The organism is Streptomyces sp. NPDC005574 (assembly GCF_040605435.1).
Taxonomy (GTDB): domain Bacteria; phylum Actinomycetota; class Actinomycetes; order Streptomycetales; family Streptomycetaceae; genus Streptomyces.
This window is the reverse complement of record NZ_JBEXCW010000028.1, coordinates 32,615-47,560: the sequence shown is the minus strand read 5'-3', so window position 1 is coordinate 47,560 and position 14,946 is coordinate 32,615. Positions and strand designations below refer to the sequence as shown.

Sequence of the window (14,946 nt, the reverse complement as noted above, 5' to 3'; positions counted from 1 at the left end):
CACAGGGCCGGAGTACCGCCTCCGGCGGGATGTAACCCTCCCCCCGCCCCCGTCCGCCCGCCGGGATGCCCGGGCGGCCCGGCGGGCGTCTAATGGGGGTATCGAACGACTCGGCCGACAGGGGATAACGAGGGCCATGTCACCCACCCGCGACAGTACAGGGGGCGGGGGGAACGAGACTCCGGGGGGACTGCGACGGCTGGGGGAGTGGTGCGCCCGGCACTTCGTGATCGTCATCGTGGCCTGGCTGGTCGCACTGGTCGCGCTGCAGGTCGTCAACCGCGCCTTCGGCGGCACCTATTCCGACAACTTCTCGCTGCCCGGGGTGCAGTCCCAGCAGGGCCTCGACATCCTCAAGCAGCACGACCCGGCCGCCGGCGGCTACAGCAGCCAGATCGTCCTGCACGACGGACAGAAGCAGCTCACCTCGCTGAGCTCGCAGATGTCCACCACGGTCACGGACCTGCAGAAGCTGCCGCACGTCCTGTCGGCGCAGAACCCGCTCACGGCGGCGGCGTCGTCCTCGCCGAACGTGGGACCGCTGTCCACCGACGGCAAGACCGCCTACATCACGGTCCGTTTCGACGTGCAGCCCTCGACCCTGGGCGACGGCTACCTGCACGGCGTGGACGACTCCGTGAAGCCGCTGCGCTCGGCGGGCGCCGACGTCGAGTACGGCGGACCGCTCGGCGAACTGGCGCGGCCCGCCGCGAACGACCGGGTCAGTGAACTGATCGGCTTCGCGGTGGCGATCGTCGTCCTGCTGATCGGTTTCGGCAGCGTCATCGCCGCCGGCCTGCCCCTGGTGACGGCGCTGATCAGTGTCGTCTGCGGACTCGCCGGGCTCGGGCTGCTCGCCGCCGCGTTCACCTTCGCCACCGTCTCACCGACCCTGGCCACCATGATCGGACTCGGCGTCGGCATCGACTATGCGCTGTTCCTGATCACCCGTCACCGGCAGAACCTCATGAACGGTCGGGATCCGGTGCACTCCGCGGGCCAGGCCACCGCCACCAGCGGCCGCGCGGTGCTCGTCTCCGGCTGCACGGTGATCATCGCCCTGGCCGGTCTGTACGCCTCCGGTGTGTCCTTCATCGGCAAGCTCGGTCTCGCCGCCGCGGTCACGGTCGTCTCCGCCGTGCTCGGCGCGCTGACCCTCGTACCCGCCCTGCTGGGCCTGATCGGCCGCCGGATGGACCGCTTCCGGGTGCGCCGGCCCGTCGCCGAGACGGACGCCGCCGAGGGCGAGACGGCCCAGGGGACCTGGCACCGCTACGCCCAGCGGGTCGAGCGGCGGCCGTGGCACTACCTGGCCGCGGGCGTCACGACCGTCGTGATCCTCGCCATCCCGCTCTTCTCCATCCAGCTCGGCCACATCGGCGACGGCGCCGACCCCACGTCCTTCACCGACCGGCGGGCCTACGACCTGATGACCAACGCCTTCGGCCCCGGGTCCAACGGTCCGCTCACCGTCGTCATCGACCAGACGAAGGCGTCCTCCTCGCAGCGTTCCACCCTCTCCTCCCAGGCCCAGAAGACGCTGAACGCGGTGGCGGGCGCCGCCAAGGTCACCCCGCTGACGCCGACGCAGGACGGGGACCTGCTGCTCTCCACCGTCTACTCCAAGCAGTCCCCGCAGGACGCCGACACCACGGCCCTGACGAACCGCCTGGTCCACGACACGCTGCCGGCCGCCGTGGCCGGCACGCCCGCCAAGGGCTATGTCACCGGGACGACGGCCGCGCAGGTCGACTTCCGCGACGTCGTCGCCGCCCGGCTGCCGCTGATCATCGGGGTGGTCGTCGCCCTGGCCTTCCTGATCATCCTCGCGGTGTTCCGCGGCCTGCTCGTCGCGGTCAAGGCCGCCGTGCTCAACGTCTTGTCGATCGCGGCGTCGTACGGTGTGGTCGTCGCCGTCTTCCAGTGGGGCTGGGGCGGTCCCGCACTCGGCGTCAACGGCAAGGTGCCCATCGAGAGTTACGTCCCGATGATGATGTTCGCGATCATCTTCGGGCTGAGCATGGACTACGAGATCTTCCTGCTGTCCCGCGTGCACGAGGCGTGGATGCGCACCGGCGACGCCAGGGCGTCGGTCGCCCACGCGCTGGAGATCACCGCCCGGGTCATCACCTGCGCGGCACTGATCATGATGAGCGTCTTCGCCGCCTTCATCGTCAGCGACAACATCGTGATCAAGATGATGGGGCTGGGGCTCGCCGTGAGCGTGCTCATCGACGCCTCCGTGGTCCGCCTGCTGATGGTCCCGGCGGTGATGACCCTGCTCGGGCCGCGCGCCTGGTGGACACCGCGCTGGCTCGACAAGATGCTGCCGCACATCGACGCGGAGGGCGACCAGGAGACGCCGGCGGGCGTCAGTGACGCTCCCGAGGCGAGGGCCTCAGGACGAGCATCGTGACGTCGTCGTCGAGGGTCGGGCTGTAGCGGACCAGGTCCGCCCACACCCGCTCGGCGAGCCCGTCCGGACCCTCGTCGCCGTCCGTCCCGTCGACTCCGTCGTCACCGGCGAGGCGCATGAGCCGCTCGGTCAGGGGGTAGAACACGCCGTTGCCGTCCCGGGCCTCCCCGACGCCGTCCGACGCCAGGAAGAGGCGGTCGCCGGGGCGCAGCCGCACGGTGAGTCCGGTGGGCGGCCGGACTCCGGACAGGCCCAGGCCCAGCGGGACGCACGGCGGGACCTCCAGCGCCACGGCCGTGCCCCGGCGCAGCAGGACCGGCGCCGGGTGTCCGCAGGAGACGATCCGCACCGTGTCGGCGTCGGGTGAGAAGTCGAGCAGCACGGCGGTGGCGAACAGCTCGGAGTGCCGTACGTCCGCGGAGTCCACCACCAGCCTGCGGTCGAGGCGTTCGGCCACCGACTCGGGGTCCGGCTGGTCGAGCACCGCCTCCCGGAACGCCCCCAGCAGCGCGGTGACCGTCGCGACGGCGGCCAGCCCGTGACCCCGTACGTCACCCATGGCCACCCGCACGCCGTGCGGCCCCTCCCGCACCTCGAAGAAGTCGCCGCCGACCAGCGTGCCGCGCTGCGCCGCCCGGTACAGGCCCGCGCAGCGCACCGCCCCCACCCGGTCCGGCAGGGGCGGCAGGACGGCGCGCTGCGCGGCCTCCGCGACCGCGCGTTCGGTGACCAGCTGGGCGTCCCGGCGGCTGCGGACGAAGGAGACCCCGACGCTCAGGGCCGCGACGAAGCAGACGGTGAGCAGGTCGGTGTTGCCGGGATCGTTCAGGTGGAAGACGGGCACGGTCAGCGCGGCCAGGACCAGGCCGCCCAGCACCGCGGTCCCGGCGGTCCCGTACGACAGGACGGCCAGCGGCGGGATCGCGCCCAGCAGGAACCCGATGTCGAGCCGGTGTCCCCAGGCCAGCGTGGCGGCGCACACGCCGATCAGGAGGGCGACGGGCAGCGCCCGGATCCACAGCGGCGGCGGGGCGCCGCGCAGCCAGCTCTGCCGGTCGCGGTCGCGCACCGCCGCTCCGCCGCGCTCTCTGCTCACCCCTCCACGCTGCTACGGCCGACCGGTGGCCGCACGCGGGGAGCTGCCTAAACCATCAACCTGTTTGCCTAATGTCTCTAGGCAACCGCATAATCGAGTACGCCGGACGGGAGGACGACGATGGCACGCGTGGGACTGACGACGGAACGCCTGGTGCGGGCGGGGGCGGAGCTGGCCGACGAGGTCGGCTTCGACCAGGTGGCCGTCTCGGCACTCGCCCGCCGGTTCGACGTCAAGGTGGCGAGCCTGTACTCGCACGTCAAGAACTCCCAGGACCTCAGGACGCGGATCGCCCTGCTCGCCCTGGAGGAGCTCGCCGACCGGGGCGGCGCCGCACTGGCCGGCCGGGCCGGCAAGGACGCCCTGACCGCCCTCGGCAACGTCTACCGCGACTACGCCCACGACCATCCCGGCCGCTACGCCGCGACCCGGCTGCGGCTCGACCCGGCGGCGGCCGCGGCAAGCGCCGGCGGCCGACACGCGCAGATGACCCGGGCGATCCTGCGCGGCTACGACCTGACCGAGCCCGACCAGACGCACGCCGTCCGGCTGCTGGGCAGCGTCTTCCACGGCTACGTCACCCTGGAACTCGGCGGCGGGTTCAGCCACAGCGCGCCCGACTCGCAGGAGAGCTGGTCGAGAATCCTCGACGCGCTCGACGCCCTGCTGCGCACCTGGCCGCCCGCGGCCTGACCGGGCCCCCGCACCGACCGCCGTACCCGGCCGTGATGCGCCGCCGCGACGGCCCGCGCGGGCCGCGGTCCGTGACGGCCGGCGACGCCGGATCCGGCCCCGAACCCCTCCGAACGACAGGTTGAGGCCATGCACACCACGGACGACTGGATCACCACGCCCCTCACCGCCGACCTCCTGCGCGGAGCACTCGACGTGGAGCACACCGAGCACGGCATACTCCCGCACCGGCTGCCCGCCCGCGCCCGCGCCCAGTGCGCCGACGAACAGCTCGCCACGGCGGAGTCCCAGCCCTCCGGCGTACGGCTGGTCTTCCGCACCCGGGCCACCGCCCTCGAACTGGACACCATCCCCACCAAGCGGGTCTACGTCGGCGCCCCGCCCCGCCCCGACGGCCGGTACGACCTGCTCGTCGACGGCCGCCTGGCCGGCCGGGCCTCGGTGGCGGGCGGTCACACCCTGACCCTCGACATGAGCACCGGGGCGACGGAGCGCCGGCCGGGCCCGCCCGGCACCCTGCGCTTCACCGGCCTGCCGGAAGGCGTCAAGGACATCGAGATCTGGCTCCCGCACAACGAGAGCACCGAACTCGTCGCGCTGCGCACCGACGCCCCCGTGGAGCCCGCGCCGGAGTCGGGCCGCCGGGTGTGGCTGCACCACGGCAGCTCGATCAGCCACGGCTCCGACGCGGCGGGCCCCACCGAGACCTGGCCCGCGCTCGCCGCCTCCCTCGGCGGCGTGGACCTGATCAACCTGGGACTGGGCGGCAGCGCCCTGCTCGACCCGTTCACCGCCCGCGCCCTGCGCGACACCCCCGCGGACTTGATCAGCCTCAAGCTCGGTATCAACCTGGTGAACGCCGACGTGATGCGCCTGCGCGCGTTCGGCCCCGCCGTCCACGGCTTCCTCGACACCATCCGCGAAGGCCACCCCGACACACCCCTGTTGGTCGTCTCACCGATCCTGTGCCCCATCCACGAGGACACACCCGGCCCGAGCGCCCCGGACCTCACCGGGCTCGGCGACGGACAGCTGAAGTTCGTGGCCATGGGCGACCCGGCGGAGAAGGCGAGCGGGAAACTCACCCTGCGTGTCATCCGGGAGGAGCTGGCCCGGATCGTCCGGCAGCGCGCGGCCGACGACCCCCACCTGCACCACCTCGACGGGCGCGAGCTGTACGGCGAGCGGGAGTTCGCCGAACTGCCCCTGCCCGACCAGCTCCACCCGGACGCCGCCGCCCACCGCCGCATCGGCGAGCACTTCGCCGCGCTGGCCTTCGAGGGCGACGGAGCCTTCGCCGACAGAGCGGTGGCTCCCACCCCTTGATGGTGCGTCAACCGGGCTGTCGGGGGCGCTTGTTAATCACTGGACGCGGCCCCGGCAGGATGCCTAGTCTGTGGCGCCACGCCCCGAGACCGACGGAAGGAGGCGAGTGCCGTGCCGTTCCCCTCGTTCCCGCGCTCCCTCTCCGTCGACCCGGCGTGCACCGTCACCTGACCGGGAGCGCCCCGCAGCACGCATCCCGGAGGAAACCCGTGACCGACCTGGTCATCCGCGCGCTCGACGCGAGCGACGTCTCGCTCTTCGACACCCTGCCTGACCCGCTGGACGCCCGTACGGCACACCGCGCCACCCGGCACCGCCCCGAGTGGAAGCGGGTGGCGCTGCGCGAGGGCCGCGTCGTCGCGCGCGGCGCCTGGTGGGGCGGCCCCGACGACGGCGAACCGCTCGTCCTCAACTGGTTCGACGTGGCGGAGGGCGAGCAGGAGGCGGGCGCCGAACTCCTGCGCTCCGCGCCCTGGCAGGTGGAGGTCGAGATGAACCTGCCGGCCGGCTGGCGCGAGGACCCGTCGCTGCGGGCCGCCGCCGACACCCGCTTCGCCGCCCTGCGGGCCGCCGGGCACCAACTCCTCGTGGAACGCCACCTCTACCGGTGGACTCCCGGACACGGCCTGCCCGAACGGCCCGGCCGCCTGGTCTTCACCCCGGAGCCGGACGACGCGGTGTTCCTCGACGCGCTGCGCCGCATCCACTCCGCCACACTGGACGCCCACGCGCTCGCCGCCATCGAGCAGGGCGGGGTCGAACAGGCCGCCCGGGAGGAACTCGACTTCTTCAACTGGTGCCCCTCGCCCCGGGAGTGGTGGCAGATCGCCCGCACCCCGGACGGAGACCCGGTCGGCATCCACATCCCCGCGCACAACCCCTCGGGCCCCTGTGTCGCCTTCGTCGGGGTGCTGCCGCACCAGCGGGGCCACGGCTACGCCTACGACCTCCTCGCGGAGTGCACCCACCTCCTCGTGGAGCACGGCGCGGAGTTCGTCGCCGGCGCCACCGACCGGGGCAACTTCCCGATGGCCGCCCAGTTCGCCCGGGCCGGCTACCCGGTGGTGCGGGAACGCCTCAACTTCCGTCCCTCCGACGCCGTTCAGGGCATCCGCTAGGCGCACCGCGGGCCCCACCGGCCCGCTGCGCGCCGGGCCCTCGGGACCGGCAGCGCGCGGGCCGTTGGAGACGAACGGCGGCGGTCCGGACCTCCGGACCGCCCCACCTCCGACCCGCCGCTTCTCTTATTTGAGGTTTATCTTCGCCGTCTCGGCGCATTCGGCTTGAGAACGCAATTCCAGATGTTCGAGGAGGAGACGTGGGCATCATTGCCTGGATTCTGATCGGCCTGCTGGCCGGTGCCATCGCCAAGCTGCTGCTGCCCGGCAAGGACCCGGGCGGAATCATCGTCACCATGCTGATCGGTATCGTGGGCGGCCTTCTCGGAGGCTGGCTGGGCAAGGTGATCTTCGGGGTCGACTCGATCGACGGGTTCTTCGACCTGTCGACCTGGGTCGCCGCGATCGTCGGTTCGCTGATCCTGCTCGTGCTCTACCGAGTGGTCACCGGGAACCGTCGTTCCCACCGCCACGCCTGAGGCACCCGCCTCAGCCGGCCTCGCCGTTCAGGGCGAGATCCGCGGAGGCGAGGATCTCCGTGACGCGGAGACCGAACGTGGCGTCACACGAGTGCGGCCGTCCTTCACGGGCGGCCGCACTCAGTGCGTCCACGGCCCGCATCAGCGCCGGTACGGCACCCTGGGCACTCTCCGGAAGCAGCGTCACCCCGGCCTCGCCGCGCAGCTCGACGGCGACCCCCGCCGCCGCGGGCGGTGCCGTCAGACTGAGAGTCACCGTGCTGGACGCGCCACCGTCGTGGTCGAGGACGAGATGGACGGTGTCCCGCGGACCCCGCGCGGCGGCCGTCACCCGTCGTACGTCACCCAGCACCGGCAGGAGCACCGACAGCGCGTGCGGACCCACGTCCCACAGCGCCCCGCTCTCCTGCCGCCAGGGTGAGTCCGCGAACGGGCTGTCACCGGCGAACACCGAACCCAGCCACTGCGCCCGGCCGGTGAACCAGCCCGGCCGGGCCGCCTGTTCGGCGATCCACGCCTCGGCCTCCGGCTGGAAACGGGTGGTGAAGAACACCACCGACGCCACCTCGGCCTCCCGTACCGCCTCGACCACGGACCGCGCCTGCGCGACGGTCGGGGCGAGGGGCTTGTCGAGCAGGAGATGGCAGCCGGCCCGCGCGGCACGCACCGCGAGGGCGGCCTGGACCGCCGGGGGCAGAGCGACGGCGACGGCGTCGACGTCGGCGAACAGGGCGTCGGCGTCGTCGTAGGAGCGGGTGCCGTGCAGTTCGGCCAGTTCCCCGGCGGCCTCCGGGCGGCGGCCCCACACGCCGGCGAAGTCCACCTCCGGGTGCTCGCTCAGAGCGGGTGCGTGAGCCATCCGGGCCCAGGGCCCGGTGCCGAGCAGTCCGATGCGCATGCCGCCGCCTTCCACGCTGCCGAGTCCCCGGACGGCCGTCGCCGCCGGCGCCGTCCGCCCCGCAGCGTTTCACACGCGCCCGGTTCGTGGTCACCCCGGGCACGGGAAGCGGAACAGGCCCCCACATCGGCGGGGGCCTGCGGTCGTACGTCGGCGAATCAGGTGAATCAGGCGGCTCGGTGCCGCGGGACGCCGTGGTCCTTGGACGTGCCGCCGGCCGTGTCCGCTTCCCGTCGCTCCGGTCCGGATCCCGCGTCGGCGCGACCGCCCCGGATCAGGCGCAGATGCCTCTTGCGGACAGCGTGTCTGCGCCGCTCGGACACGGGAGCGAGGAGGCGCTCCTCCAGACGGTCCGTGACCATCAGCAGCGCGGCGAGCAGCGGGAGCAGGAGAACGGCGACGACGACCACGACACACCTCTCGACCGGGTCCGGACATACGGGTGCTCCGGCGGCGGGAGTTCATGGGTGAGGGGTGCGTGAAGAAAAGGTCACATTTCGCCGACATGGGGGCGTCCACCGGCTCGCGCACCCGGCCCTGCCCGCCCCGGCCCGTTCCCTGAGACCGGTGAGATTGCCGGTCCCAGAAGGGCGCCCGGGCGCCGACAGTGGCATCGCCAGCCCAACGGCGGCGGCCCCCGGCCGAGTTCACGGACGTGCCCCTCGCCCCCGTGCACTGCTCCCGGCCGGGTCGCTCAGCCACGACAGAGAGGACGACTCTCCGTGCGACCCCCACACACCGGCGTTGCCCCCCGGCGCTCCAGCAGCACGCACCCCACCGGCCCCTCACCGGCCTCACCCCGTCGGGGCCGCCCGGGCCGTTTCGCGGCCCTGGTGACGGCGCTCGCCGCGGTCGCCGGCCTCGGCACCCTCGCGAGCCCCGGCGCCCACGCGGCGGACAACCCGTACGAGCGCGGCCCGGCCCCCACCACCGCGAGCATCGAGGCACAGCGCGGCCCCTACGCCGTGTCCCAGACGACCGTCTCCTCCGCCGCCGTCACCGGGTTCGGCGGAGGGACCGTGTACTACCCGACCAGCACGAGCGACGGAACCTTCGGTGCGGTCGCCGTCGCACCCGGCTACACCGGCACCCAGTCGTCCGTCTCCTGGCTGGGACCGCGCCTGGCGTCCCAGGGCTTCGTCGTCTTCACCATCGACACCCTCACCACCCTCGACCAGCCCGACTCACGCGGCCGTCAGCTCCTGGCCGCCCTGGACTACCTCACCGACCGCAGCTCGGTGCGCGGCCGCGTCGACAGCAGCCGGCTCGGCGTCATGGGGCACTCGATGGGCGGCGGCGGCAGCCTGGAGGCCGCCAAGTCGCGTCCCTCCCTCCAGGCCGCGATCCCCCTGACCCCGTGGAACACGGACAAGACCTGGCCCGAGATCAGCACCCCCACCCTCATCTTCGGCGCCGACGGCGACACGATCGCCCCCGTCGCCAGCCATGCCGAACCCTTCTACGGCAGTCTGCCCAGCTCCCTCGACCGTGCCTACCTGGAGCTGAACAACGCCACCCACCTCACCCCCATTTCCTCGAACACGACGATCGCCAAGTACAGCGTGTCCTGGCTCAAGCGGTTCATCGACAACGACACCCGCTACGAGCAGTTCCTGTGCCCGCTGCCGCGACCGAGCCTGACGATCGACGAGTACCGGGGCAACTGCCCGCACACGTCCTGACCCACCGGCCCGGAAGGCGCCGGCACGGAACCGAGGCGGTCGCGCGGGAGCGCGCGGCCGCCGTCCGCGTTGTGCCGGCGCACGGCCCCGCCCCGCCCGGACTGGGCGGCCGCACAAGCCGTGCCGCCGCCGGGCCCGCGAAGACGCTGGTGGCACGCCGATCCGGGGTCCCGCACCCGCGGACGCGCGGCTTCCGGGTCGCGTTACGCGCGCGTAACGTCGCGGAATGGCCGCCCACAGGACCGAACCGCCGACGACATCCCGGACGTCCCGGGACGACACGCCTCGACGAGCCGTGACCGCGCTGCTGGACCGGATGGGGACCGGCAGTGCGGTCCTCGTGCTCACCGGCGAACCGGGCCTCGGCCGTACGACACTGCTCGACGAGACCGCACGTCGCTGCACGGCCGGTCCCGTGCTGCGGACCCGGTGCGAGCGACCCGGTCCCGGCCGGCCGTACGACGGGACCCGCGCGCTGGCCCGCGCGGTGGCCGCCCTCACCGCAGACCCGCCCGCCGACCCGCCCGAGCCCGGGGCGGGAGCGGACGCCCTGCTCGCGGCACTGCGGACCGCCGCCGCCGAAGCGCCCCTGCTGGTCTGCGTCGACGACGCGCACCGCTGGGACCCCGCCTCGCGCGCCGTGCTGCGGCACGTCGCCGACCGCCTCCACACGGCCGGACGCGTGGGCCTGATCGTCTCCGTCGCCCGACACGGCCCGCCCGACGCCGAGTTCGCCGGCCTGCCGGCGGCCGAACTGGAACCGCTCGACCCGTCCCGGGCCGCCGCCCTGCTGGACGAGGCCACGGACGACACCATCGCCCCGGGCGTCCGGGACGCGCTCGTGGAGGAGGCCGAGGGCAATCCGGCCCTGCTCCGGGCCCTCGTACGCCGGCTGTCGTCCGCGCAACTGCGCGGCGGGCGGGCGCTGCCGTCGCCCACGGCCGACGCCGACACGCTGGCGACCGTGCTGGGCGAGCCCCTCGCCGTACTCGCGCCCGCCCAGGACGACGTACGGCTGACGGCGGCGGCCGCGCTCCGGGCTACGGAGGACACCGACATCGACGCCGAACTCGTCCTGCGGGCTGTCGGGTTGACGACACCCGGCGCGGCCCCTGAGATCACCGGCCCGGGGTCGCTGTTCCCCGGGCTGAGCCTCGACGGCGGACGTCTGCGCTTCACCAGCCGGCTCCTGCGCAGGGCCGCGTACACGGGAGCGGCCGCCGACCGGCGGCGACGCGCGCACCGCGCGCTCGCGCATCTCCTCGGGGCCCGGGGGGAACGACTGCCCGCGCTGCTGCACCGGGCCTGGTCCCTGCCGGGCCCCGCGGCCGGACCGGCGGCCGAACTGGCGTCCGCCGCGGCCGACGACACGGCCGCGGCCCCGCACCGGCTGCGCTCGGCGGCCTACGCCCGCGCCGCCGAACTGACGGCGGACGGCGCCGCCCGGGCCGGGCGGTACACCGCCGCGGCCGAGCAGGCGCTGCTCGCGGGATGCCCGCACCGGGCGCTACGGCTGCTCGCGCAGGCCCGCACCTGCGCCGCCCCGGCCGCGGTGCACGGGCGCGCCGAACTACTGCGCGGCCGGGCGGAGTTACGGGACGGCCCCGTCGCCGACGCCCACGCCTCCCTGCTGCTCGCCGCGCACCTCCTCGACACCGATCCCGGCACCCACGCCCAGGCCGCCCTCGCCAGGCTCGCGGCCGGCGACGCGGCCTGGTGGGCGGGCGACCGCGAGGCATGCCTCACCGCACTGTCCGAGGGCGGCGCACCCGGCCCGGGGGAGGCGAACGGGACGGCCACCCTGGCCGACGCGGGGGCCAGGCCGATGGCTCGTCCGGCCGGAACTGTCCCCGTGGCGGACGCGTGGGACGGGGTCTCCGGGACGTTTCCGGCGGAGGCCGGGGTGGTCGGTGGGGATGTTGGCGGCGGTGCCGCGTCGGTGGGGCGTACGGACGGAGTCGTCCCCGTGGCGGACGCGTCGGGCGGGGTTCCCGGGACGTTTCCGGCGGGGGTCGCGGGCGGGGACGTCGGTGGCAGCTCCGCGTCGGTGGGGCGTCCGGGCGGAACGGGTCCGGTGGCGGATGCGTTGGGCGGGGTCTCCGGGACGTTTCCGGCGGAGGCCGGGGTCGTCGGTGGGGGTGTTGGTGGCAGCTCCGCGTCGGTGGGGCGTCCGGGCGGAGTCGTCCCCGTGGCGGATGCGTCGGGCGGGGTTCCCGGGACGTTTCCGGCGGGGGTCGGGGTCGCGGGCGGGGACGTCGGCGGCAGCTCCGCGTCGGTGGGGCGGCCGGGCGGAGTCGTCCCCGTGGCGGATGCGTTGGGCGGGGTTCCCGGGACTCTTCCGGTGGGGGCCGCGGTCATGGGTGCGGACGCCGGTCGCAGTGCCGCGTCGGCCGGACCCGGCGTCGTACGGGACTACCGTCTCGGCATGCGGGCCGTGCTGGAGGGGCGGCTCGACCGGGCGGCCGGACCGCTCGGCCGGGTCGTGAGCCGCGCCGCCGGCGAGGACGATCCCGAGCGGCTGCTCCGGTCGGCGTCCGCCGCGCTGGTGCTCGGGCGGATCGGCGCCGCCCGCCGAGCCGGTGCGCACGCGCTCGCGGCGGCCCGCGCCAAAGGGTCGGCCGTCCTCGTACCGCAGGCCCTGGAGTACCTGGCCTACGCGGAACTCCGGGCCGGCCGGCACGCGCAGGCCCGCACACACGCGGAGGAGGGACTGCGCGCCGCGTACGCCACCGGACAGCGGAACACGGCGGCGCACCACCACGCCGTGCTGGCCCTGGCGGCGTCGATCGAGGGACGCACGGACGTCGTCGCGGAGCAGGTGAGGGCCGCGCTGGCCACCGCCCGGCGGCACGGACTGGCCCAGGCCGCCACCCTGGCCATGTGGGCGGCGGCCCGCTCCGACCTGGGCCGTGGCCGTCCCGTCGACGCCGCCGACCGTCTCGGGCCCGAGGTACGGCCAGGCCCCGGCCGCGGTCACTTCGCGGTCTGGATGCTCGCGGCGCCCTGCTTCGTGGAGGCCGCGGTGCTCTCCGGCCGGCCCGGCGACGCCCTGGCGGTCGTGGCGGACCTCGCGGTGTGGGCGGAGTTCGGTGCCGACCCGCAGGCACCCGCCCAGCTCGCCCGCTGCGCGGCCCTGCTGGCCGAGCCGGAGCGGGCCCAAGCCCTGTACGCGCGGGCGCTGGCGCTGCACGAGGCGGCCGGCGGCGACTTCGAACGGGCCCGGACCGCCCTGCTGTACGGCAGGTGGCTGCGGCGGCGCCGCCGGCTGCGCGAGGCCCGGGACCACCTCGGGGCCGCACTCGTCGGCTTCGAACGGTGCGGGGCGGCCGTATGGGCGGAGCAGGCCCGGGGCGAACTCCGGGCGAACGGCACCGCTCCGCTCGTGACGGACGCGGGCTCGCTGCGCCGGCTGACCCCGCAGCAACAGCGGATCGCGCGGTACGTCGCCCAGGGCGCCACCAACCGGGAGGTGGCCCTGAGCCTGGCCGTGAGCACCCGCACGGTCGACTACCACCTTCGGAACATCTTCGCCGTGCTCGGGGTCAGGTCCCGGATGGAACTGGCCCGCATGGTCGAGCAGGCCGAAAAGACCGCTGCACAACCCTAGGGACCGACCGGACGGTATGCCATCCTTCGGGGCAGGACGACTCAGGTGGCAGACACCGCGCGGGCACACGCGGCCGACCGGGCGCCGTACACGGCCCGCGCCGGGGCACCACCGCGAAGCCGAGCTTGGGAGGACCGCGATGCACCCCGCCGTACGGTCACGAACAGCGATCCGCCTCGGACCGGCGCCCGTGCCGCAGCCGCGGACACGGCGCGTGCGGTCGCTGATCGACGCGGACGCCCTGCGGGTGCTGCACCGGGCGGCCCGCGTGCTCCTCCAGGACCTGCCCGAGCTGACCGACCGGCTGCTGGCCGTCCTCCAGGAACAGGAACCCGCCTACCGCGCGGCGGTGGAGAGTGACACCGCCGGCACCTGGCAGGAGGTGCACCGGTCGCTGCGGTACAGCGTGACCTCGCTGCTCGACCCGCGTGGCGCCCGGGACGCCGCCCGCCGCTGCTCGTGGAAGATCGGCGCCACGCGCGCCGAACAGGGGCTGCCGCTGGACGCCCTGCTGCACGCGTTCCGGCTGGGCGGCTCGCTGGTGTGGCAGGGGCTGGTCGAGGAGATCTCCCGGACGGCTCCCGAGGACGTACGCCTCCTCGTCCATGTGGCCGCCGACGTGTGGAACTTCGTCGACGAGCACTGCACCCTCGTCGCGGACGCCTACCGGCAGGTCGAACGGCAGCTGGCCTGGCGGCGCGAGAACCGGGTACGGCTGCTGGCCGCCGCCCTGCTCGACGGCACCAGCCGCATCGCCGACCTGCCGGAGGCGGCCGAGGTGCTGGATTTGCCCGCACAGGGCCGCTACGTCGTCGTCGCGATCGCCGGCGGCCACCCCTCGGGCGGCGCGGGCGCCCGGGCGGCGGTCGTCGCGGACGGTGGACGCGCGCACTGGCACACCGGTGTCGAGGTGGACTACGGGATCCTCCCGGCGGGCGACGGCGACCCGCCCAGACCGCAGCCCGGACCGGCCGGCCTGGCCGCGGGCACCCGGATCGGCGTCGGCAGCGTCGTAGAGGGGCTGGCCGCGGTCGGCGAGGCCCGGCGGCTCGCGGACACCGCGCTGAGCATCTGCCCCGAGGACGGCGGCATCGTCGTCCTCACGGATCACCTCCCCGCGGCCCTGGTGGTGTCGCGCCCCGAACTGGGCAGTGCCCTCGCCGGCCGGGTCCTCGGCCCGCTGCTGGCGCTGGAGCCCGCCGACCGGGAGGTGCTGCTGGACACCCTGGCCATGTGGCTGGCCTGCGACGGATCGGCGCAGCGGGCCGGCGAACGGCTCTACTGCCACCGCAACACGGTCCTGAACCGGCTGCGCCGCTGCGAACAGCTGACCGGACGCTCGCTGGCCCGCCCGTCGGACGTCGTGGAGATCAGCCTCGCCCTGACAGCCCACCGCCTCCTCCCCAACTGACCCCCGGTCCGCCGGCGCTCTCTCCGACGACCGGGCGGCCGGGACGGTCGCCGTCGGGCGGGCCGACGCGCCCGGTCCAACTGCCGCAGCGCGCCTCCCGCGCCCACCGGCTCCCGGCGACAACGCCCGCTCGCGCGCCGGGCCGGCGGTGCGGTCGTCGTTGGGGGGTCCGGTGTGTCGGGGGCAGCGGCGGGAGCGGCCGGGCGGCGGTTCGCCCGCT

The 14,946-nt window shown here is 74.6% G+C and carries 11 protein-coding genes; 8 read left to right on the top strand and 3 right to left on the bottom strand.

Annotation, left to right across the window (positions count from 1 at the left end; genetic code table 11):
• Window positions 1-136 precede the first annotated feature (136 nt).
• Window positions 137-2,416: an MMPL family transporter gene (locus ABZT03_RS19860; RefSeq protein WP_356041040.1), complete on the top strand. Its 2,280-nt coding sequence runs from the start codon at window positions 137-139 to the stop codon at window positions 2,414-2,416.
• Here ABZT03_RS19860 and ABZT03_RS19855 read toward each other — a convergent pair.
• Complete coding sequence (locus ABZT03_RS19855) at window positions 2,373-3,512, bottom strand: PP2C family protein-serine/threonine phosphatase (protein WP_356041038.1); 1,140 nt, start codon at window positions 3,510-3,512, stop codon at window positions 2,373-2,375. The two genes, ABZT03_RS19860 and ABZT03_RS19855, sit on opposite strands and share 44 nt — an antisense overlap.
• Window positions 3,513-3,632: 120 nt before the next feature.
• Here ABZT03_RS19855 and ABZT03_RS19850 point away from each other — a divergent pair, with 120 nt between their 5' ends.
• The 4 genes from ABZT03_RS19850 to ABZT03_RS19835 all read left to right on the top strand — a co-directional run bounded on the left by ABZT03_RS19850 (window position 3,633) and on the right by ABZT03_RS19835 (window position 7,128).
• Window positions 3,633-4,205, top strand: a complete 573-nt coding sequence (locus ABZT03_RS19850; RefSeq protein WP_356041036.1) for a WHG domain-containing protein — start codon at window positions 3,633-3,635, stop codon at window positions 4,203-4,205.
• 129 nt (window positions 4,206-4,334) lie between these two features.
• Window positions 4,335-5,531 (top strand): GDSL-type esterase/lipase family protein, encoded by a 1,197-nt coding sequence (locus ABZT03_RS19845; protein ID WP_356041035.1) that lies wholly within the window; start codon window positions 4,335-4,337, stop codon window positions 5,529-5,531.
• A 209-nt stretch (window positions 5,532-5,740) separates the two neighbouring features.
• A complete protein-coding gene (locus tag ABZT03_RS19840; RefSeq protein ID WP_356041033.1) occupies window positions 5,741-6,649 on the top strand; it encodes a GNAT family N-acetyltransferase in 909 nt (302 codons plus the stop codon).
• Between the two features lie 200 nt (window positions 6,650-6,849).
• Window positions 6,850-7,128, top strand: a complete 279-nt coding sequence (locus tag ABZT03_RS19835; RefSeq protein WP_356041031.1) for a GlsB/YeaQ/YmgE family stress response membrane protein — start codon at window positions 6,850-6,852, stop codon at window positions 7,126-7,128.
• Between the two features lie 10 nt (window positions 7,129-7,138).
• Here ABZT03_RS19835 and ABZT03_RS19830 read toward each other — a convergent pair whose 3' ends face one another.
• The gene (locus tag ABZT03_RS19830) at window positions 7,139-8,026 is read right to left on the bottom strand and encodes a Gfo/Idh/MocA family oxidoreductase (RefSeq protein WP_356041029.1); all 888 of its coding nucleotides are present in this window, start codon (window positions 8,024-8,026) and stop codon (window positions 7,139-7,141) included.
• A gap of 167 nt (window positions 8,027-8,193) precedes the next feature.
• The gene (locus ABZT03_RS19825; protein ID WP_356041027.1) at window positions 8,194-8,436 is read right to left on the bottom strand and encodes a hypothetical protein; all 243 of its coding nucleotides are present in this window, start codon (window positions 8,434-8,436) and stop codon (window positions 8,194-8,196) included.
• Window positions 8,437-8,856: 420 nt separating this feature from the next.
• Between ABZT03_RS19825 and ABZT03_RS19820 the strand changes: the two genes are divergently transcribed.
• From ABZT03_RS19820 to ABZT03_RS19810, 3 genes are all read left to right on the top strand, one after another.
• Entirely contained in the window at window positions 8,857-9,708 is an 852-nt protein-coding gene (locus ABZT03_RS19820) for a dienelactone hydrolase family protein (protein WP_356041126.1), read from the top strand.
• 226 nt (window positions 9,709-9,934) lie between these two features.
• Window positions 9,935-13,315 (top strand): LuxR C-terminal-related transcriptional regulator, encoded by a 3,381-nt coding sequence (locus ABZT03_RS19815; protein ID WP_356041026.1) that lies wholly within the window; start codon window positions 9,935-9,937, stop codon window positions 13,313-13,315.
• 139 nt (window positions 13,316-13,454) lie between these two features.
• Complete coding sequence (locus ABZT03_RS19810; RefSeq protein ID WP_356041025.1) at window positions 13,455-14,726, top strand: helix-turn-helix domain-containing protein; 1,272 nt, start codon at window positions 13,455-13,457, stop codon at window positions 14,724-14,726.
• Window positions 14,727-14,946 lie beyond the last annotated feature (220 nt).